Below are 18,783 nucleotides of genomic sequence, written 5' to 3' on the forward strand. Positions count from 1 at the left end.
CATCTGAGCTCCCTGCAAGGTGCGCCCCGTACCCGCCGCGCCGACCGAACCGGATCGCCACCGGTCGGGCAGGCGCGACAGACTTGGTTTGCGTCACAGCTTATGGCTGCGGATGGTTAATGGATCTTGAACACGCTCCGCGATCCGTAAATACTGAGCGCCTAAAGGATCGATTCATTAACGATCACTTCGGACACACTGGGAGTCGGCAATTGATTTAACCCCCGCGAAACGTTTGGAGGACGATTACTGGCGTACCCGAGAAACGGGTGCATCAAATCAGAAAGATAAGACCTATGTCCTCGATCACCCTGTCGGCCGCCACGCGTCAGAACCTGCTCTCGCTGCAGGACACTGCCCAGCTGATGGCGACCACCCAGAACCGGCTCGCGACCGGCAAGACCGTCAACTCCGCCCTCGACAACCCGACCAACTTCTTCACCTCCCAGGCCCTCGACGGACGCTCCTCGAGCCTGAACTCGCTCCTCGACGGCGTCTCCAACGGCATCCAGTCGATCCAGGCCGCCAACCAGGGCATCACCTCGATCCAGAAGCTCGTGGACCAGGCCAAGTCGATCGCCAACCAGGCGCTCTCGACCCAGCTCTCCACCACCGGCACCGCCGCCAACGCCTACAGCGCCAGCACCGCCTCCCAGACGGTGCTCCTGACGATCAACGGTACCTCGGTCTCGGCCACGGTCGCCGCCTCCTCCAGCATCAGCGCCACGGTCGCGGCCCTGAACTCCGCGGTCAGCTCGGCCTCGACCTCGTCGAGCGGCTCGTTCGGCGCCGGCGCGATCTTCTCGGTCGACAGCACCGGCACCAAGATCGTCCTGAACGCCCAGGCGGACGTGGAATTCCAGAACTCCGGCAGCCAGACGGCACTCGGCTTCACCGCCTCGGCCACCACCGCCTCGACCTACGGCACTGCCGCCAGCACCGTCGTGTCCAGCGACCTGTCGATCTCGGGCGTGACGCAGCGCGCCTCGCTGGCCAACCAGTACAACAACCTGCTCAACCAGATTACGCAGCTCGCCGGCGACGCCAGCTACAACGGCGTCAACCTCATTGCCGGCAAGGGCAATGACTTGAACATCAAGTTCAACGACACCGGCAGCTCGACCCTCAACGTCGCCTCGGTCGACGCCACGGCGAGCGGCCTGGGCCTGTCGTCGATCACCAGCTCGAACAACTCGTCGAGCCAGAACGGCCTCGGCAACTTCCTGCTGAACTCGGACGTCAACAAGACTCTGGCGACCCTGACCAGCGCCGGCAACTCGCTGACCTCCGCGGCGAGCTCCCTGGGCTCGAACCTGTCGGTGGTTCAGAACCGCCAAGACTTCTCCAAGCAGCTGATCAACGTGCTGCAGACGGGCTCGGCCAACCTGACCAACGCCGACCTGAACCAGGAGGCGGCGAACTCGCAGGCGCTGTCGACCCGCCAGTCGATGGGCATCTCGGCCCTGTCGCTGGCCAACTCCGCCCAGCAGGGCGTCCTCCAGCTCCTGCGGTAAGCGACACGCACCGCGAAGCGACAGAGGCCGGCCGGGGCAACCCGGTCGGCCTTTCTCTATGTCCGCGCCCGCGATCGTGGAGCCCGGCATCCGAAGCCGACGTCGCGCCGGCAACCGCCCCGGCTCGAGGGAGCGCCGCGGAGAATCCACGCGGCAAGGCGGCCCTCGCGCCGCACGCATTCTGAACAGGACGATCCAGAGCCCGTTGCGACCGCGGGGTTGCCAAGCTTAACCGTATCGGCCAGCCTGTCCGTAGTTACTGCGTACCGACCCGAGCTGAGCCGGAGTGCCGATGCGAGTGAACCACCAGCGCCGTCTCCTCAACAAGGCAGCGGAGGCACGGGATTATCAGATCACGATCCGTCAGAGGGCGGACGCGTCCTGGCCCGGCGACCACAGCCGACTGACGGCGCTCGAGAGCACCGGCCATCTCCGGCGGATCGATCCGCTCGAGGATCCGGGTGGTCCAGTGGCGGTCTGGCAGATCACCGCGGCCGGCCTCTCCCAGCTTCAGGCTCTCACGTCGGGAGCCGAGTGATGGCGTCCGTCAAGATCCGCGCGACCGACGACGGGACCTTCGTGGTCTACCGCAACGGCGCCGCCGTCGCGTCGGGATTGACCCGCGAGCAGGCCGAGCGCTGCGCGACGGTCCTGGGCTGGATCGCACAGGGGCGCTGACGGCGCGGCGGCTATTCGGCGGCCGTCCCGGGGACCGCGTCGCCGAGAGCCTCACGCCGCGCGCTGTTCAGGACGCGCTGACGCGCTTTCGGATCCTGTATCGCGTGCCAGAGGTGAAAGAGTTCGTGCGTCATGCCGAAGTCGACGGCCTCGCCATCCGGTCCGTAGAAGGCCTCGACCGGACAGCCAATGACGGCTGCGATCTCGCGCAGGCGCGCGACAGCTCGAACATCGATGGCCATTGGAGACAGAATTCCTACACGCCGGACGCGCAAGGGCTATCATCGCCCAACCCTGAGCAGCAAGGGATCGCCCTGTACTAGGCCTGATCCGACCGTATCAGTTTGAACATTTCTGGGCATGTGGTCGACACGCTGCGCGAGCGGATTGCAGCGCGCAACCTCACGAAGGCGTGAACAATCTCCGCACAGTCCGGGGCCACCGGCGTGCCGGCGTCCGCGATCTGGCCGGCCACGGCGCAGCTCGTCGTGTTGCGCGACCCGGCTAACCGGAGCCGGGGGCACGAATCCGCGCCCCGACCTGTCCTCGCGGGCGCTGAACGGGCGATCGTCAAGCAATCGGCGGGACAGCTGCCACGGAATTAGCGGATGGAAGCTTCCCGTTAACGAAGCGTAAACCTTTGTGACGTGATCCTAGGACGGTGGACGGGCACGGGATCCGGCCACGCAGATCGGGCGAGGCTCCGATGATCGTCTTGATAGCCGCAGCCATCGTCAGCGGTCTCGCGACAGCCACGATCCTGGCGCCAGTGAGCGCCCTCGCCGCGCTGATCATCGCACCCCTGGCAGCCAGCGCGTCGGCCATCCTCGCCTGCATCTTCATCGCGTGGCGCAACACGCGCGACGATGTCGGGCCGCCCGACCTCGAGACGCAGGCCGACGCGATGGTGGCGGTCCTCTGCGAGGTTGCCCAGCAGGGCAAGATCGTCCCGGTCGCCGCGCCAGTCCGGGTCCGCGGCAACCGGTCGGCCTGATCCCGGCGCGCCGCGACCGGCATATCGCCGGCCCGGGCCCGATCCCAGCGGCACCGGTCGCGGGCCCATCCTGCCCGGAATGAGGCCGTCCGTACACCGCTCCGCCGTCCAACCTCTCCCCCGAGCGCAGTCAGTCGGGCATCGCGCAGGACGGAAGAGACGCTGGGCGTCGTTCTGTTCGAGCAGGTGGGTCAGGGCATCCCGCGGACCCCTGCCGGAGAAGCGTTGTGCGACCATGTCGGGCGCGCCTCCGCCGAGTCGAACCGCGTCTTCGACCTCGTGGCGCTGCGGCTGGCGCGATTCCTGAGCGCCCATCCGGCTTCGGGTTGCGGCTCGCCGCCGGCATGAACCCTGCCCGCCTCATCACCGAGGCGTTCGTCGCCGACATCGTCTCAGGACCGCCCCGCAGCGAAAATTTGGTGCGGATGCCGCTGGGTTAGGAAACTGTCACGCCGCTCCGCGACCCGCTCGGGCGGCCCGCATCCGCGAGCCGGCCGACCTGCTGGCGCGGATTCGCGCGCTGCTGAACGGCAGAGATTCCACAAGGACTGGAAAACGAAGTACGGCGACGGGGCGCGGTCGCATCGTGAGGATGCGTCGGGCAAACTGACCGGGACCGTTTTCCGCAGGATCGGATAACGGTATCGGAGAACGAAGGCGCGCCGAGACGCACCGCAAGACACACGCGAAGACGCATGTGGGGTCGATCCCGCCGCCAGCGGCATCGGGAGCGGCCCCGACGGAGGGGCGCCATGCAGATCGATGTTGCGGCCGTCGAGTCGACGGCGGGGATTGAATTTTCGGGCCCGCCGCTGCGCGCCCGCGGCTGGCTGCGCCGGGTGGATGCCGGGCTCGGCCACCTCGTGGAGATCCCGGCGGCACTGCTCGTCCTGGCCGAGATCGCGGTGCTGCTCAGCGGTGTCGTCAGCCGCTACGTGTTCCGCGATCCCATCATCTGGTCGGACGAGCTCGCCTCGATCCTGTTCCTGTGGCTCGCCATGCTCGGCGCCGTGGTCGCCTTCCGGCGCGCCGAGCACATGCGCATGACCGCTTTCGTGGCCATGAGCGGCCCGCGCCTGCGCGCCTTCCTAGAGACGGTCGCGCTGGTGGCCGGCCTGATCTTCGTCGCCCTGCTGCTGGAGCCGGCCTTCGAGTTCGCCAGCGAGGAGACCTTCGTGCAGACGCCGGCGCTGGAGCTGAACAACGCGTGGCGCGCCGCCGCCCTGCCGATCGGCCTCGGCCTCATGCTGATCGTGGCGCTGATCCGACTCCTGGAGACCGCCGACTGGAAACTGACCGTGGGGGCGCTGATCCTGGGGGGCGGTGTTGCCGCCGCGCTCCTGGCGCTGCAGCCGTGGCTCGCCAACCTCGGCAACCTCAACCTGCTGCTGTTCTTCGTCGTCGGTGTCGGCGCGCTGGTCTTCTCCGGCGTGCCGATCGCCTTCGCGTTCGGCCTGTCGACCTTCGCCTACATCGCGCTGACCACCGACGCCCCGTCGATGGTGGTGGTCGGCCGCATGGACGAGGGCATGAGCCACCTCATCCTGCTCGCGGTGCCGCTGTTCGTGTTCCTCGGCCTGCTGATCGAGATGACCGGCATGGCCAAGGCCATGGTCGGCTTCCTGGCCTCGCTGCTGGGACACGTCCGCGGCGGCCTGCACTACGTGCTGGTCGGCGCCATGTACCTCGTCTCGGGCATCTCCGGCTCCAAGGCCGCCGACATGGCCGCCGTGGCGCCCGTGCTGTTCCCCGAGATGAAGGCCCGCGGCGCCAAGGAGGGCGACCTCGTGGCGCTGCTCGCCACCACGGGCGCGCAGACCGAGACGATCCCGCCCTCGATCGTGCTGATCACCATCGGCTCGGTCACCGGCGTGTCGATCACCGCCCTGTTCACCGGCGGCCTGATGCCGGGCCTCGTGCTCGCCGCGACGCTCTGCGCGCTGGTCTGGTGGCGCTACCGCCGCGAGGACCTGAGCCACGTCGCCCGGCCGTCCGGCCGCGCCATCGGCCGCGCCTTCCTGGTGGCGATCCCGGCGCTCGCGCTGCCCTTCGTGATCCGCTTCGCCGTGGTCGAGGGCATCGCCACTGCCACCGAGGTCTCGACCATCGGCATCGTCTACGCGGCGCTGGCCGGCCTGCTGATCTACCGCCAGTTCGAGTGGCGGCGGCTCTACCCGATGCTGGTGACCACCGCGACCCTGTCGGGGGCGATCCTGCTGATCATCGGTGCGGCCACCGGGATGGCCTGGGCGCTGACGCAGTCGGGCTTCTCGCAGACGCTCGCCGAGGTGATGAAGAGTCTCCCGGGCGGCGCGCTCGGGTTCCTGTTCGTCTCGGCCTTCGCCTTCATCATCCTGGGCTCGGTGCTGGAGGGCATACCGGCGATCGTGCTGTTCGGGCCGCTGCTGTTCCCGATCGCCCGGGCGGTGGGCGTGCACGAGGTCCACTACGCCATGGTGGTGATCCTCGCGATGGGCATCGGCCTGTTCGCCCCGCCCTTCGGCGTCGGCTATTACGCCGCCTGCGCCATCAGCCGGATCCATCCCGATGCCGGGATGCGCCCGATCGTCGGCTACATCGTGGCCCTGCTGATCGGGCTGCTCGCCATCATCCTCGTCCCCTGGTTCTCGATCGGCTTCCTCTGACGATCTCCACCGCGGGGACGCGCCGCGCGCGATCAGATCATGCCGGCGCCGCCGGTCCGCGCGATCCGCTCGCGCTGCTCGGCGTAGCGTTCGGCCGCGGCGCGCCGCACTGCACCCTCGAGCCGGCTGACGAAATTCGCGAGGGTTGTCATGGCGCCGAGATCCCGGTCCTGGCCGGGCGGGGGCCCGGCGTGCTGCACTGCAATATGCGCGCGGCTCCGGGGACATGTCAGGGTCTGCATCTCGGAGCTGTCATGCAGCGAGATCATGATGTGCGCGGAGGGGTAAGGACCGGCCCGACTTTCCGCTCGGAATGTCTGCCACCGGTCGGACCCCCTTAGGTCGACGCGGCTCCCTGAAACTGCATCCCGCATATGGAGGCCGATTCCGCCGCTGGCGTCCTCGAGAGCGAAGTGAAGCGATCCAGGGCGGCGCGTCCACTGAGATCGTGGCGCCGACTGGATTGCTTCGCTCCGCTCGCAAAGACGGGATGCCGCATCAACCGGATGGGATCGCGACAGCCCTATCGGGCCTGCGGCCTCGCCTGCCCGTCGAGGGGCAGGTCTCCCCGCGCCTCAAGTCCCTCGCGGATCGCGCGCTTCGTCACCTTGCCGTAGCCGGATTTCGGCAGGGCCTCCCAGAAGAACACGCGCCGAGGCAGCTTGTAACGGGCGACGGTCGCCGACAGCCACGCGATCAGCTCTCCCTCCTGCACCGCGGCCCCGGGACGGGCGACGCAGACCGCGACGCCGACCTCGCCCCAGCCGGGATCCGGGACGCCGAGGATCGCGGCCTCGGTGATCGCCGGATGCGTGAGGAGCTTCTCCTCGATCTCGCGCGGATACACGTTCGAGCCGCCGGAGATGTACATGTCCGAGGCGCGGCCGGTGATGAACAGGAAGCCCTCGGAATCGAGATGGCCGAGATCGCCGGTCCGGAACCAGCCGTCGCGGAACGCCGCCGCGTTGGCCTCCGGATTGTCGTAGTAGCCCGCGAACACGGCCGGGCCGCAGACGCAGATCTCGCCGGTGGCGCCCGGCGGGCACTCGCGGCCCTGCATGTCCTGGATCTGGACCTGCATGCCGGTGCGCTCGAATCCGCAGGTGCCGACCTTGACGTCCGGCCCGTCCTCGGCCGCGTGCAGGCGTGGCGGCAGCACCGTGATGTTGCCCGTCACCTCGCCGAGGCCGAAGTATTGCACCAGCACCGGCCCGAGCACCCGCAGCGCGTGCTGCTGGTCCGCCCGGTACATCGGCGCGCCCGCGTAGATGACGTGGCGCAGGCTGGAATGATCGTGCGTCGACACCGCGGGGTGCTCGGTCAGCAGCTTGACGATGGTCGGCACGGTGAAGAGATTCGTGACGCGCCACGCCTCGATGAGAGCCCAGACCTCCTCGGGATCGAGCCGCTCGCCCGCGGTCAGCACCGTCTTGGTGCCGGCCGCGACCTGCGCGAGCTGGTGGATGCCGGCGCCGTGCGAGAGCGGCGCCACGACCAGGGACGCGTCGGCCTCCGTCGTGCCCGGCATCAGGTCGCAGAGGTGATTGGTGATGACGAAGGCCATCTGGCCGTGGGTCAGGACCGCCGCCTTGGGGCGGCCCGTCGTGCCGGAAGTGAAGAAGAACCAGCACGGATCGTCGTGCTCGACATCGGCAACGGGCGCGGCCGCGCCGAGATGGTCCGCGACGAGGGCGTCGTAGCCGGCCCCGAAAGCCGCGTCGCCGATCGCCACGACGCGGTCCAGATCCGGGCAGGCCTCGCGCACGGCGGCGGCGTGCTCCGGGAAACCCGCGCCGCAGATCAGCGTCGAGGCGCCGCTGGCACGGGCGAGATAGGCGATCTCCGCGGGCGTCTGCCGGAAATTGGCCGGCACCCAGACGGCCCCGAGCCGGAAGCAGACGAACATCGACTCGAACAGCTGGTTGCTGTTGCGCGCCTGGACCAGGACGCGATCACCCTTGGTCACGCCACGGGCGGCGAGCGCCGCCGCCATCGCGTCGACCCGGGCGTCGAGCTCGGCCCAGGTCCAGCGCCGCTCGCCCCAGGCGAGCCCCACCGCGTTCGGAAATCGGCGCGCGGCGCGGCGCAGGAAATGGGCGAGATTCATCACCCGCCGGGAGCACGGCGCGACCCCGCCGCGCGGCGCCCCCGCGGCGCCCATCAGGTGAGCTTCCCGCAGGCCTTCTCGAGCAGCGACCAACCCTCGTCGCCGTACCGGCCCTTCCACTCGGCGTAGAAGCCGGCCTTGCGCAGCTTGTCGCGGAAGGGCTCCGGGTCGGGCTTGTTGAAGACCATCCCGTTCTTCGACAGGTCCGCCTGCAGGTTGGCATTGAGCTGGGCGACGTCGGCCCGCTCCTTCATCCCGGCGGCGTTGATGTGGCGGGCCACCGTCTCGCGCAGGTCCGCCGGCAGTCGCTCCCAGGCGCGGCGGTTCGCCAGGAACCAGTACCCGTCCCACATGTGGTTGGTGAGCGAGCAGTACTTCTGCACCTCGTAGAACTTCGTCGTGGAGATCACCGCCAGCGGGTTCTCCTGGCCCTCGACGATCTTGGTCTGCAGGGCCGAGTAGGTCTCGTTCAGGTTGATCGACGCGGGAGCCGCGTCGAAGGCCTTGAACATCGAGGTCCAGAGCGGCGAGACCGGGACGCGGATCCGGAAGCCCTTGAAGTCGTCGGGCGTGGCGATCGGCTTGGTCGACGAGGTGGTCTGGCGGTAGCCGTTGTCCCAGATCTTCTCCATGGCGACGAGGCCGGCCTTGGCGATCTGCTGGCGGACCCAGGCGCCGAGCTCGCCGTCCATGGCCGGCCAGACGGCGTCGTAGCTCGGGAAGGCGTAGCCGATACCGTTGATCGACGCGTTCGGCACCAGCGTCGAGAGGATGAGCGGCGACATCGTGAAGAACTCGACGCTGCCCGAGCGCAGCTGGCTGAGCGTGTCGGTGTCGGAGCCGAGCTGGCTCGTCGGGAAGATCTTGAGGTCGAACCGGCCGCCGGTCTCCGTACGCAGCGCCTCCGCCATCTCGCGGGCGCGGATGTTCATCGGATGGGTGTCGGGCAGGTTGTTGGCGTACTTGTACGTGAATTCCGCCTTCTGCGCCCGCGCCACGTGCGGGGCCGCCACGGTACCGGCGATGAGGGCCGTCGAGCCGGTCGCCAGGAATCGGCGGCGGGACAGGGGCGTGCGGTACGGGGACATGGCGGCCTTTCCGATGCGGGCGCGGGGCCCGGCGTTTCCTCGGGTCCGCGTTGGTGCGGACTCCTGATTGCGGCCTCGATAGCCGCTGACCGGTGCCAGTCAACGGACTTTCGCGGCCGCGTCCCCGGGAATAATTGCATCCGGCCGCCGCTGATACGGGGCGGCCGGAGGCGGCCCCGGCCGCGCGAGACCGTGGCGACGCGGCGACGGCGCGGATGGCGCGCTCGGCCTCAGTCCCGGCCGGGCAGATGCACCGTCCAGGGTTCCTCGAAGGTGTGTTCCTCGAGGTTCACGCCCGGGCCGCCGCGGTCGACCACCACGAAGTCCTGCGGCTGGCCGTAGGGCGTCAGCACCCCGTGCCACGTGTTGCGCGCGTAGCAGACCCCCTGCCCCGGCGCCGTCACGAAAGCCTGGGGCGGACCGGGACGGCCCTCCGCGTCCGGGCAGACCACCACCAAGAACGGCGCCGCGCTCAGCGGCAGGAACGCCTGCGCGCCCAGCGGGTGCCGCTCGACCAGGCCGAGCCGCAGCGGCACCGGGTAGGGCTGCGCCTCGACCAGCCCGATCACCACCCGCGACCCCTCGCCCACGACCTCGACCGCCGCCAGATCGTGGAAGCGCCGCGCCATCCCGCCGTTCATCGGCCGCGGCGCCACCGCGGCGGCGTCGATCACCGTGCCGAACGGCGCGAACGCCTCGGCCGTCAGCGGCCGGGCGACGACCGTGCGGGCGCCCGCGCTCACCGGCCGAGCCCGCGCGGCGCCAGCGCCGGGTGGCGGTTGACGTCCTTGTACAGCAGGTACCGGAACGGGCCCGGCCCGCCCGCGTAGCAGGCCTGGGGGCAGAAGGCGCGCAGCCACATGAAATCGCCCGCCTCGACCTCGACCCAGTCGCGGTTGAGCCGGTAGACCGCCTTGCCCTCCAGCACGAACAGTCCGTGCTCCATGACGTGGGTCTCCTCGAATGGGATCGAGGCGCCCGGTCGCATGCTGACGATGTTGACGTGCATGTCGTGGCGCAGGTCGTCGGAGGCGACGAAGCGGGTCGTCGCCCAGGCGCCGTCGGTGCCGACCATGCCGGCCGGCTCGACCGCCGATTCGTGGGTGACGAAGGACGTCGGCGCGTCGAGGCCGGCCGCGGGCTGGTAGGCCTTGCGGATCCAGTGGAACCGCACGGGCGCGTCGCCGTCGTTGCGCAGGGCCCAGGCCGCCCCGGGGGCGAGGTAGGCGTAGCTGCCCGGCCGCAGGGCGTGGCGCGCGCCCTCCAGGGTGAGGCTGGCCGTGCCGGCGACCACGAACAGGACGCCCTGGGCCTGCGGCTCCGGCTCGGGGGCCTGGCTGCCGCCGCCGGGGGCGACCTCCATGAGGTACTGGGCGAAGGTCTCGGCGAAGCCTGAGAGCGGCCGGGCCACGATCCAGGCCTGGGTCCTGTCCCAGCCCGGAAGGAGGCTGGTGACGATGTCGCTCATCACGCCGTGGGGGATCACCGCGTAGGCCTCGGTGAACACCGCGCGGCCGGTCATCAGCCGCGTCTGGCCGGGTAGGCCACCGCACGGGGGGTTGTAGGCTCCAGCGCTCATGGTCGGTCTCCGGAATTCGACTTCAAACTGTAAACGTCTGTCGGGGATCTGGTCACGCGGTGCGCGGCTCGGCGACGGGCGCCTCGAGGATCTCCGCCGTGTCGGTGGTGTCCTCGCCGTTCAGGACGCGGTTGGCCCGCGCCCGGTCGATGTCGCCCTCCCAGGCGGCGATGACGACGGTCGCGACGCAGTTGCCGATCAGGTTCCCGAGGGCGCGGGCGATGCCGACGAACCAGTCGACCGACAGGACGAGGACCAGCCCGATCACCGGGATCTCCGGCACCGCCGACAGCGTGGCGGCGAGGACGACGATCGCCGAGCCGGGCACGCCGTGGGCGCCCTTGGAGGTCAGGAGCGCGATGCCGAGGATCAGCATCAGGTGGCCGAAGGACAGGTCCGTATTGGTCGCCTGGGCGATGAACACGGTGGCGAGGGTCAGGTAGAGCGAGAAGGCGTCGAGGTTGAAGGAGTAGCCGGTCGGGATCACGAGGCCGACGGTGGATTCCTTGATGCCGAGCCGCTCCAGCTTGCGCATGACCTGCGGCAGCACGCAGTCCGACGAGGCGGTGCCGGCGACGACGGTCAACTCCTCGCGCAGGTAGGCGAGCAGCTTGAAGAGGCTGAATCCCGCGAGCCGCATGATGCTGCCGAGCACCACGACCACGAAGAGCGCGACGCCGGCGTAGAAGAGCATCACCAGCATGCTGAGCTGCTTCAGGGACCCGACGCCGTACTTCCCGACCGTGAAGGCGACCGCGCCCAGCACGCCGAGCGGCGCCAGCCGCACGATGAAGCCGATGATCCGGAACAGGACTTCGGTGATGCGCTCCAGGCTGTCGGCCAGGGGCTTGCCGCGCTCGCCGAGGAGCGAGAGGCCGGCCCCGAACAGGATCGCGAGGAGCAGGACCTGGAGGATGTCGCCCTTGGCGAAGGCGTCGACGAAGGTCGTCGGCACGATCTTCATCAGGAAGTCGACGGTGCCCGTCACCTGCCCGACCCGGTCGGTGTAGCTGGTCAGCGACTTGGCATCGAGGGTCGCCACATCGACGTTCATGCCGTGACCGGGCGCGAAGACGTAGGCGAGGACGAGCCCCAGCGCGAGCGCGATGGTCGTCACCACCTCGAAGTAGATCAGGGACTTGAGCCCCACGCGACCGACCTTCCGGAGGTCGCCCGCGCCGACGATGCCGTGCACGACGACGCCGAAGACCAGCGGCGCGACCACCATCTTGATGAGCTTGATGAAGACGTCGCCCAGCGGCTTGAGGGTGACGGCGAAGTCGGGCCAGAGCCGGCCGACGAGGATGCCGATCATCAGGGCGGCCACAACCTGCCCGAACAGCGACCCGTACAAGCGCTTCATCGCGATCTCCCTCGGAAGGCTCGCCCCGACCCGACCGCTATCGTCCCGCCTCTCATGGGCGGGTCCGGTCGAGCCCGACCGCGCGGCGCGGCGGCATTGTGCAAAGCGATGCCTGCTCGGCCTTCCCGGCGGCAAAATCGTGCCGAACGATCTAGACGTCAAATATCTATTTCATTTAGTTTGAAACTCTGAGAGTTTTAATCCGCCCATGGAAATGCGCCATCTCCGCTACTTCGTCGCTGTGGCGAAGCACCTGAGCTTCACCGCCGCTGCGGAGAGCCTCGGTGTCGCGCAGCCGCCGCTGAGCCAGCAGATCCGCGATCTGGAGGCGGAGATCGGGACGGCCCTCTTCGAGCGGACGACCCGGCGCGTGGCGCTGACGCGGGCCGGTCACGACTTTCACGTTCAGGCGATCGGGCTCCTGGAGCGGGCCGCCGAGGCCGTCGAGCGCGCCCGGGCGATCGGCGCGGGCACCGCCGGCATCATCAATGTCGGCCTGACGGGCTCGATGCTCGCCGGGCCGCTCGGGCACGCGATCCGGGATTTCGCGCAGGTCTATCCCGCGGTGGATCTCCGGATCCACGAGATGTCGCCGGATCGCCAGATCGCGATGCTGAAGGCGGGGCAGACCGACGTCAGCTTCCTGCGAGCCCCGCCGCAGGATGCCGATCTGGTCCGGGTCCGCGCGTGGTGCGAGACCGTGCAGGTCGTCCTTCCGAGGGGGCACCGTCTCGCGCGGGGCAGGCTCCGGCTCGCCGACCTGCGCGACGAGCGGTTCGTGTTCCTCCGGATGTCCGATTCGCTGTTCGCCAAGTACCTCTGGGATTGCTGCGTCGAGGCCGGCTTCGTCCCCACCATCACCCATCAGGCCGTCGAAGCGGCCTCATTGACGAGCCTCGTCGCATCCGGCCTGGGCATCGCCATCATCCCGGAATACGTCGCCCGGCTGGCGCATGCCGACGTGGTCTACAGGCCGCTCGAGGGCCCCCGCATCCGCGCCGACGTCTTCGCGCTGTGGTCGCCCGCGAAAGCCGCTCTGGTCTGCAACTTCGTCGATCTGGTCCGCGACGGTCGGAAGACGCTCGCCGACTAGGCGGATCACCCGGGCCTCGGCGCCATGGCGGGCGCCTGTAGGACACGCGCGCCCTCGGATAGCCGGCCGTGGCGGAGCAGCCCGATGCTTTTCCCTCACTGAATTTCCTGTATCCGCCTTCTTTTGGGTTCGCCATATTCCCGAAACGAATCTGATACGCTATTGCAGCTTAAGGTCCGGAGCGCTTGAAGCCACAATGCCTTCCCAGTTCATCCGCTCCGCGGCCTGGGCACCCACGATTGCTTTGTCGTGGTTCTGGGGGCTCGGGTTTTTCTACGCGATCCATGTCACGCTGACATACGGCTGGCTCGGGTTCCTTGCCTTCGCCTTGCCGAACGCGACCGGTCTCGGCCTGTTCGGCTGGATGCTCGGCGCGCCCCGTCGGAATCTCGACGCGATCGTGGCCGCCGTGCAGGGCCCCTACGCGCTCCTGTTCATGGGGGCCCAGTTCTTCGCCGTCGCGATCACGATCTTCGGCTTCGCGGCCTACGCGTGGCTTCCCCTGTTCGGCCACGACGCCGCCGTGGGCGTGATCGCATTGGTCCTCGTCGCCTGCTCGCTCGGCCACGCCGTCCCGCTGCGCGGGATCCGCATCGTCCATTGCGGGGCGCTGGCGGTCGGGCTCGCCGCGAGCGTGATCCTGCTCGGCGGTCTGTCCGCGCACCGGGACGGCTGGGACGTCCCACTGCAGGCCTTCGACGAGCGCTTCTACGGGCTCGTCGTCCCCTCGCTGGTCGGCTTCCTGCTCGGCCCCTGGATGGACATCCAGCAGTGGCAGCGGGCGGTCGAGATCCGCCGCTCGGGCGGATCGGTGCGCGCGGCCTACGTGACCGGCGCGCTCCTCTTCCTCGGTCTCCTGACGATCAACGCACTCATGGCCGCGCGGGCGGGGCTCGGCATGCCGGTCGTCTCGTCCGACGGCCTATCGGGAGCCTACGCGGCCGTGGCGCAGGCGATCGGGCGCGAACCCGCAACCGGCGTCGCGGTGGCCTTCGTGATCTGGACGGCGATCGCCGCCGCGACCACGATCGACAGCTTCTACAGCGCCACGCGCTGGCTCGGAATCTCGGTCACGGCCCGCAGCAATTCCCCGCTCCTCGCCTTCGTGCCGGCCGGCCTCGTGGCGTCGCCGGTCTGGATCCTCGGTGCCGCGCTCGCCACAGCGGCGGCGGCGATCTGGGCGAACCTCTCGCTTCTCTACCTGATGATGCCCTTCGCCACGCTCCTCGTCGGGGCGGCGGCGTGTCTCGTGTGCGAGACGCTCGGCGCGACCCGCCGCTACGACCCGGTTCTCACCTCCATGATCGGGGCGACGGCGTGCCTGATCTTCGTGACGGGCTATCTGGCCCCGAGCTGGGCGCTGCTGGCCATCGCGCCGCTGATCGGCCTGATCGGCGCACTCCCGATGATCGCCGAGGTCCTCGGCTGGCGCGCGCCGCCGCCGGTCGCGGAGCTGATCCCGGCGGCGGAGCGGGCGCCGCGGGCGGCGCCGGTGCCCGTGGCGGTGGACCAGACCGACGCCGTCGCGTCGCACGGGTTCGACGGGCACTGGTTCGTCCTGCGCCTCATCCCGACCTACGACGACACCAACTCAGTCGGGAACGTCTACTTCGCCAATTACGTGCGCTGGGTGGGCAAGGCCCGCGAGCTTTTCTTCAACATCTGCATGCCGGATTTCGACCTGAAATCGACGGACTTCTACATTCTGACAAAGTCCTTCCAGCACGACTTCCGCCGGGAGGCGATGGAGTTCGAGCCGGTCACCGTCCGCATCTCGATCGCGAGCCACAACCGGAAGTTCGTGACCCTGGCGCACGAGATCCACAGCGAGGTCAACGGCCTCCTCGGCCGGGGCGAGCAGTCGCTGATGTTCGTGGACACAGTCCACTATCGCCCGCTCGATATTCCGCGGGCGATCATCGAGGGCTTCCTGCCCTACTGGCCGAAGACGTCCCCGCACGCCGTCGCGGGCGGGAGCGGCACGACCGGCGTCGCGCCGCTCGGCGTCTGACCGCGCCTCACGCCGCCTGAACCGCCGCCGGGAGGAGTTGACGGCTGCGCGCCAGCGCGGCGGCCTGCTCGGCCGGCAGCGGCTTGCTGAACAGGTAGCCCTGGAACTCGTGGCACCCCTGCTCCAGCAAGCAGGCGCGCTGGGCATCCGTCTCGACGCCCTCCGCGGTGATCGTCATGTCGAGGCTCGTCGCCATGTCGATGATCGCGTTCACGATCGCCGCAGCGCTCCGCTCCTGCGGCAGGTCGCGGACGAAGCTCTGGTCGATCTTGATCTTGTCGAAGGCGATCCGGCGCAGGTAGCTCAAGCTCGAGTAGCCGGTTCCGAAATCGTCGAGGGACAGCCGCACGCCCATCTCGCGGAGCTTGGCGAGCGTGGCGTTGATCGCCGGCGTGGCCTCCAGGAACACCGATTCGGTCACCTCCAGCTCCAGGCGCGGGGCGGCGAGCCCGCTCGTGCGCAGCGCGGAACGGACAAGTTGCGTCAGGTCCGAGTGCCGGAACTGCCGCGGGGACAGGTTGACGGCGATGCGGACATCCCCCGGCCAGCCCGCCGCGATCCGGCAGGCCTCGCGGAGGATCCACTCGCCGAGCGGTATGATCACCCCGGTCTCCTCGGCGAGCGGGATGAACTCCCCGGGCGAGACGAAGCCGCGCACCGGATGTTTCCACCGGATCAGCGCCTCGAAGCCGCGCACGCGGCACTCCTTGGCCGCCACGATCGGCTGGAAGTAGAGGACGAACTCGTCCCGATCGAGGGCGCCCCGCAGGTCGGCCGTCAGGGCGCGCCGCGCCTCGATCCGCTCGTCCATCTCGGCTTCGTAGAAGCGGTAGCCGTTCCGGCCCTCGCTCTTCATGCGGTAGAGGGCGAGGTCGGCCCGCCGCATGATCTCCTGGCACCCGTCCTGCGGAGCGATCGCGATCCCGATGCTGACGCTGACGGTCAGCCGGATGCCGTCGATGGTGAACGGCGACGCGAGCGCCTCGACGATGCCGTTCGCGAGCGACTCGATGCCGTGCAGGTCCCGGGCGCTCCGTCCGGTCGCGAGGACCGCGAACTCGTCGCCCGCCAGACGGGCGAGCTGGACGTCGGACGCCTCGAAGCTCCGCAGCCGCTCGGCGACCGATTTCAGGAGCCTGTCGCCGGCCGCGTGGCCGAAGGTGTCGTTGACGCTCTTGAACTCGTCGAGGTCGAGGGCGAGCACGGCGAACCGGTCCCCCTGCGCGAGCCGTTCCCGCGCCGTTTCCTGGAGCTGATGGAACAGGACCCGGTTGGGCAGATCGGTCAGGGAATCGTGCAGGGCGAGATACGACAGCCGCTCCTCGGAGCGCCGCTTCTCGGTCACGTCGGAGCCGACGCCGCGATAGCCCGAGAAGGCACCGGCCCGGTTGAAGGTCGGCTTGCCGCTGAGGCACCACGTCCGCCGCTCGCCGGCGATGTCGAGCTGCAGGTGCAGGTTCCGGAACGCGCGCCGCTCGGCGATGCAGCCCCACAGGGTGGTGCTCGAGTGGCTCCTGGGCGGTGCCACCGGCGGCAGCAGCAGCCGCTCCAGCGGCAGGCCCATCAGCTGGCGCTCGGAGGAGCCGGCGACCTCGATCAGGCGCGGCGAGACGTGCTGGAGGCGCAGGTCGGCATCCGTCTCCCAGAGCCAGTCGCTAGCGCTCTCCTCGAACTCGTTGAGCAGGAGGTGGGTGAATTCCTGCTGCCGTTCCAGCTCGATCTGCGCGATGACCCGCATCGTCAACAGCCGGCTGAGATGCACGATCGTGAAGCAGATGAAGATCGCGTAGAAGAACAGCAGGACCGCGACGTAGATGTAGAAGGGCTCTCCGGTCGTCGCGAGGGCGATGAACGAGCCGAGGATGATCAGGCCGGAATAGCCGATGGCGACGCGGGGCAGCACCGCCGCGCTCATGCCGGTCGCGATCAGGCCCGCGATGCTGGAGGCGATCAGGAGCCGCCCGTGCGCGTCGGCCCCGGCGAAGAGCATGACCGGGATGGAGGCCAGCAGGAGGCCGTAGGCCTGGGCGGCCAGCACCACGCCCTGGACGAACGAGGACGGCACTTCGAGCGGTTTCGGACGGGAGCGCCAGCGCCAGCACTGCTGGAGCGAGACCACCGCCAGGGGCAGGACGAGCGCCTCGAGCCCGGCGAGGTAGACCCGGTTGCCCGGTTGCCAGAACAGGTAGACGATGACCTGTACGACGCTGAGGCTCACAAGAATCGTGAAGGGAACCAGGCGGAGCGCGACGTCGAGCTGCTCGACGCGGGCCCGCGCGCGAAGGTTCGCGTCGAGTGGATCCGCTTTGCGATCGGTATCGATCAGGAAAGAAATCAACATCTCGCGCGACGCAAACGCCCTCTGAGAAACCTTTACGATCGAAAACTGCGGCTCTCGCTATTTAGATGCATACACAATCGCTCGCTTGCACAAGTACAAGTCGCTCGTCGGTTTACAACTCGTAAATATCGCACCGGCACCCGGCGGTGCGGCTCGCATCCGCCGGGCGGCGGCGCTAAGAGGCGAGCGCGCCCCGGTCGCGGCTCAGCCAGAGCCGTCCGCGGGGCCGCGTAGGATGAAGCAGACGATGCCGCAAACGCTGGGCCTCAACCGCATCCTGGGCGGTGCGATCGGTGTCATCGCCCTGGTGTCGGTCCTGACCAGCGGCGCGGTCCTGATCACGGCCGATCAGCTGCGGGACGCGACCGATGCCCGGAGCCGGTCCAACCAGCTGATCCGCGCCCTCGACGGCTTCCGCGCGGCCATGCTCAATCAGGAGACCGGACTGCGCGGCTACCTGATCACGGGCCGCGACGGCAGCCTGGAGCCATACCGCACGGGACGCCAGACACTGGACGAGGCGATCGACAGGCTCAGGACCCTGATCGGCCACGATTCCGAGCGGACGCGCCTCTTGGCCGACGCGGTGGCCGCGGCCCGCAGCTGGCAGACCGAGGTCGGCGAGGTCGTCGTGCGAATCGCGGCCGATCCGGCGAAGCGTGACGAGGCGGTCAAGATCGAGGCGGACGGTCAGGGTAAGCGGCTGTTCGACACCTTCCGCGAGAAGCTCGCGGCCATCGAGGGTCTCGAAGGAGCGGTTCGGGCCGCGCTGGCCGAGCGCGTCGCGCGGAGCGAGCGCAACGAGGGCCTCGCTCTCTGGGGCGGAACGCTGATCACGCTGCTGATCTGCCTGGGCATCGGGGTCGCCATCAACCGCCTCGTCGTCAGGCCTCTCGTGGCGGTGATGGGCTTCGTGGGACGGGTCGGCGAGGGCGACCTGTCGAGCACGCTCGACGTCCGCGCCGGCGGCGAAGTGGGCCGTCTGAGCACGACGCTGAACACGATGGTCTCGGGTCTGTCGGACCTTGCGCGGACGAACCGAGCGGCGACGGCGGACCTGAACGCGGCCGCGGCCGAGATCCGCGCCTCGGCGCAGGAGCAGGCCGCCTCGGTCGAGCAGCAGTTCGCCGCCGTGCAGGAGACGGCCGCCACGGTCGACGAGATCACCCATTCGGGGGCGCAGATCTCCAAGCGCGCCACCGAGGTGATCGCCACCGCCCAGGCGACCGCCCAGACCTCGCGCCAGGGGCTGCGCGCGGTGTCCGACACCGCCAAGGCCATGGACGCGATCCGCGAGCAGGCGGAGGCGGTGGCGGGCAACATCGTCAGCCTGTCGGAGAAGACCCAGACGATCGGCGACATCATCGAGA

At 69.1% G+C, this 18,783-nt stretch carries 16 protein-coding genes; 9 read left to right on the top strand and 7 right to left on the bottom strand.

Annotated features, from left to right (window positions below; all coding sequences use genetic code 11):
• The first annotated feature begins 296 nt into the window (after positions 1 to 296).
• The 3 genes from ACLBYB_RS11235 to ACLBYB_RS11245 all read left to right on the top strand — a co-directional run bounded on the left by ACLBYB_RS11235 (position 297) and on the right by ACLBYB_RS11245 (position 2,192).
• Complete coding sequence (locus tag ACLBYB_RS11235) at positions 297 to 1,514, top strand: flagellin N-terminal helical domain-containing protein (RefSeq protein ID WP_447698793.1); 1,218 nt, start codon at positions 297 to 299, stop codon at positions 1,512 to 1,514.
• A gap of 292 nt (positions 1,515 to 1,806) precedes the next feature.
• Positions 1,807 to 2,052 carry a hypothetical protein gene (locus tag ACLBYB_RS11240; RefSeq protein ID WP_447683972.1) on the top strand — a complete coding sequence of 82 codons (246 nt, stop codon included), beginning with the start codon at positions 1,807 to 1,809 and terminating at the stop codon, positions 2,050 to 2,052.
• Positions 2,052 to 2,192 (top strand): hypothetical protein, encoded by a 141-nt coding sequence (locus ACLBYB_RS11245; RefSeq protein WP_012319948.1) that lies wholly within the window; start codon positions 2,052 to 2,054, stop codon positions 2,190 to 2,192. The genes ACLBYB_RS11240 and ACLBYB_RS11245 overlap by 1 nt, the downstream gene beginning before the upstream one ends.
• An 11-nt stretch (positions 2,193 to 2,203) precedes the next feature.
• On the opposite strand, the gene ACLBYB_RS11250 is transcribed toward ACLBYB_RS11245, so the two are convergent.
• A complete protein-coding gene (locus tag ACLBYB_RS11250) occupies positions 2,204 to 2,434 on the bottom strand; it encodes a hypothetical protein (protein ID WP_447698794.1) in 231 nt (76 codons plus the stop codon).
• Between the two features lie 464 nt (positions 2,435 to 2,898).
• Here ACLBYB_RS11250 and ACLBYB_RS11255 point away from each other — a divergent pair, with 464 nt between their 5' ends.
• The 3 genes from ACLBYB_RS11255 to ACLBYB_RS11265 all read left to right on the top strand — a co-directional run bounded on the left by ACLBYB_RS11255 (position 2,899) and on the right by ACLBYB_RS11265 (position 5,831).
• A complete protein-coding gene (locus ACLBYB_RS11255) occupies positions 2,899 to 3,186 on the top strand; it encodes a hypothetical protein (RefSeq protein ID WP_447698795.1) in 288 nt (95 codons plus the stop codon).
• A 225-nt stretch (positions 3,187 to 3,411) separates the two neighbouring features.
• Positions 3,412 to 3,534: a hypothetical protein gene (locus ACLBYB_RS11260; RefSeq protein WP_447698796.1), complete on the top strand. Its 123-nt coding sequence runs from the start codon at positions 3,412 to 3,414 to the stop codon at positions 3,532 to 3,534.
• Positions 3,535 to 3,938: 404 nt separating this feature from the next.
• Positions 3,939 to 5,831, top strand: coding sequence for a TRAP transporter large permease (locus ACLBYB_RS11265; RefSeq protein WP_447698797.1), 1,893 nt, complete (start codon positions 3,939 to 3,941; stop codon positions 5,829 to 5,831).
• 523 nt (positions 5,832 to 6,354) lie between these two features.
• On the opposite strand, the gene ACLBYB_RS11270 is transcribed toward ACLBYB_RS11265, so the two are convergent.
• The 5 genes from ACLBYB_RS11270 to ACLBYB_RS11290 all read right to left on the bottom strand — a co-directional run bounded on the left by ACLBYB_RS11270 (position 6,355) and on the right by ACLBYB_RS11290 (position 11,968).
• Positions 6,355 to 7,992: an acyl-CoA synthetase gene (locus ACLBYB_RS11270; protein WP_447698798.1), complete on the bottom strand. Its 1,638-nt coding sequence runs from the start codon at positions 7,990 to 7,992 to the stop codon at positions 6,355 to 6,357.
• Positions 7,992 to 9,026 carry a TRAP transporter substrate-binding protein gene (locus ACLBYB_RS11275; protein WP_020093576.1) on the bottom strand — a complete coding sequence of 345 codons (1,035 nt, stop codon included), beginning with the start codon at positions 9,024 to 9,026 and terminating at the stop codon, positions 7,992 to 7,994. Before ACLBYB_RS11275 ends, ACLBYB_RS11270 begins: the two co-directional genes overlap by 1 nt.
• 230 nt (positions 9,027 to 9,256) lie before the next feature.
• The gene (locus tag ACLBYB_RS11280; protein WP_091927804.1) at positions 9,257 to 9,769 is read right to left on the bottom strand and encodes an ureidoglycolate lyase; all 513 of its coding nucleotides are present in this window, start codon (positions 9,767 to 9,769) and stop codon (positions 9,257 to 9,259) included.
• Positions 9,766 to 10,605 carry a bifunctional allantoicase/(S)-ureidoglycine aminohydrolase gene (locus ACLBYB_RS11285; protein ID WP_091927803.1) on the bottom strand — a complete coding sequence of 280 codons (840 nt, stop codon included), beginning with the start codon at positions 10,603 to 10,605 and terminating at the stop codon, positions 9,766 to 9,768. Before ACLBYB_RS11285 ends, ACLBYB_RS11280 begins: the two co-directional genes overlap by 4 nt.
• 52 nt (positions 10,606 to 10,657) lie before the next feature.
• The gene (locus ACLBYB_RS11290) at positions 10,658 to 11,968 is read right to left on the bottom strand and encodes a dicarboxylate/amino acid:cation symporter (protein WP_447698799.1); all 1,311 of its coding nucleotides are present in this window, start codon (positions 11,966 to 11,968) and stop codon (positions 10,658 to 10,660) included.
• 208 nt (positions 11,969 to 12,176) lie between these two features.
• Here ACLBYB_RS11290 and ACLBYB_RS11295 point away from each other — a divergent pair, with 208 nt between their 5' ends.
• Complete coding sequence (locus ACLBYB_RS11295; protein WP_447698800.1) at positions 12,177 to 13,061, top strand: LysR family transcriptional regulator; 885 nt, start codon at positions 12,177 to 12,179, stop codon at positions 13,059 to 13,061.
• Between the two features lie 196 nt (positions 13,062 to 13,257).
• Entirely contained in the window at positions 13,258 to 15,072 is a 1,815-nt protein-coding gene (locus ACLBYB_RS11300; protein ID WP_447698801.1) for an acyl-CoA thioesterase, read from the top strand.
• 7 nt (positions 15,073 to 15,079) lie between these two features.
• Here ACLBYB_RS11300 and ACLBYB_RS11305 read toward each other — a convergent pair whose 3' ends face one another.
• Positions 15,080 to 17,413, bottom strand: coding sequence for a putative bifunctional diguanylate cyclase/phosphodiesterase (locus tag ACLBYB_RS11305; RefSeq protein ID WP_331299903.1), 2,334 nt, complete (start codon positions 17,411 to 17,413; stop codon positions 15,080 to 15,082).
• A gap of 247 nt (positions 17,414 to 17,660) precedes the next feature.
• On the opposite strand from ACLBYB_RS11305, the gene ACLBYB_RS11310 reads away from it, so the two are divergent.
• A partial coding sequence (locus ACLBYB_RS11310; protein WP_447698802.1) for a methyl-accepting chemotaxis protein occupies positions 17,661 to 18,783 on the top strand: 1,123 nt, incomplete at its 3' end.

It is taken from the genome of Methylobacterium sp. D54C, from assembly GCF_053345595.1.

What these genes read in the sequence shown, in the direction of transcription:
- ACLBYB_RS11235 (WP_447698793.1), top strand. Translation starts at nt 297, where the DNA reads ATGTCCTCGATCACCCTGTCGGCCGCCACGCGTCAGAACCTGCTCTCG.
- ACLBYB_RS11240 (WP_447683972.1), top strand. Translation starts at nt 1,807, where the DNA reads ATGCGAGTGAACCACCAGCGCCGTCTCCTCAACAAGGCAGCGGAGGCA.
- ACLBYB_RS11245 (WP_012319948.1), top strand. Translation starts at nt 2,052, where the DNA reads ATGGCGTCCGTCAAGATCCGCGCGACCGACGACGGGACCTTCGTGGTC.
- ACLBYB_RS11250 (WP_447698794.1), bottom strand. Translation starts at nt 2,434, where the DNA reads ATGGCCATCGATGTTCGAGCTGTCGCGCGCCTGCGCGAGATCGCAGCC.
- ACLBYB_RS11255 (WP_447698795.1), top strand. Translation starts at nt 2,899, where the DNA reads ATGATCGTCTTGATAGCCGCAGCCATCGTCAGCGGTCTCGCGACAGCC.
- ACLBYB_RS11265 (WP_447698797.1), top strand. Translation starts at nt 3,939, where the DNA reads ATGCAGATCGATGTTGCGGCCGTCGAGTCGACGGCGGGGATTGAATTT.
- ACLBYB_RS11270 (WP_447698798.1), bottom strand. Translation starts at nt 7,992, where the DNA reads ATGGGCGCCGCGGGGGCGCCGCGCGGCGGGGTCGCGCCGTGCTCCCGG.
- ACLBYB_RS11275 (WP_020093576.1), bottom strand. Translation starts at nt 9,026, where the DNA reads ATGTCCCCGTACCGCACGCCCCTGTCCCGCCGCCGATTCCTGGCGACC.
- ACLBYB_RS11285 (WP_091927803.1), bottom strand. Translation starts at nt 10,605, where the DNA reads ATGAGCGCTGGAGCCTACAACCCCCCGTGCGGTGGCCTACCCGGCCAG.
- ACLBYB_RS11290 (WP_447698799.1), bottom strand. Translation starts at nt 11,968, where the DNA reads ATGAAGCGCTTGTACGGGTCGCTGTTCGGGCAGGTTGTGGCCGCCCTG.
- ACLBYB_RS11295 (WP_447698800.1), top strand. Translation starts at nt 12,177, where the DNA reads ATGGAAATGCGCCATCTCCGCTACTTCGTCGCTGTGGCGAAGCACCTG.
- ACLBYB_RS11300 (WP_447698801.1), top strand. Translation starts at nt 13,258, where the DNA reads ATGCCTTCCCAGTTCATCCGCTCCGCGGCCTGGGCACCCACGATTGCT.
- ACLBYB_RS11305 (WP_331299903.1), bottom strand. Translation starts at nt 17,413, where the DNA reads ATGTTGATTTCTTTCCTGATCGATACCGATCGCAAAGCGGATCCACTC.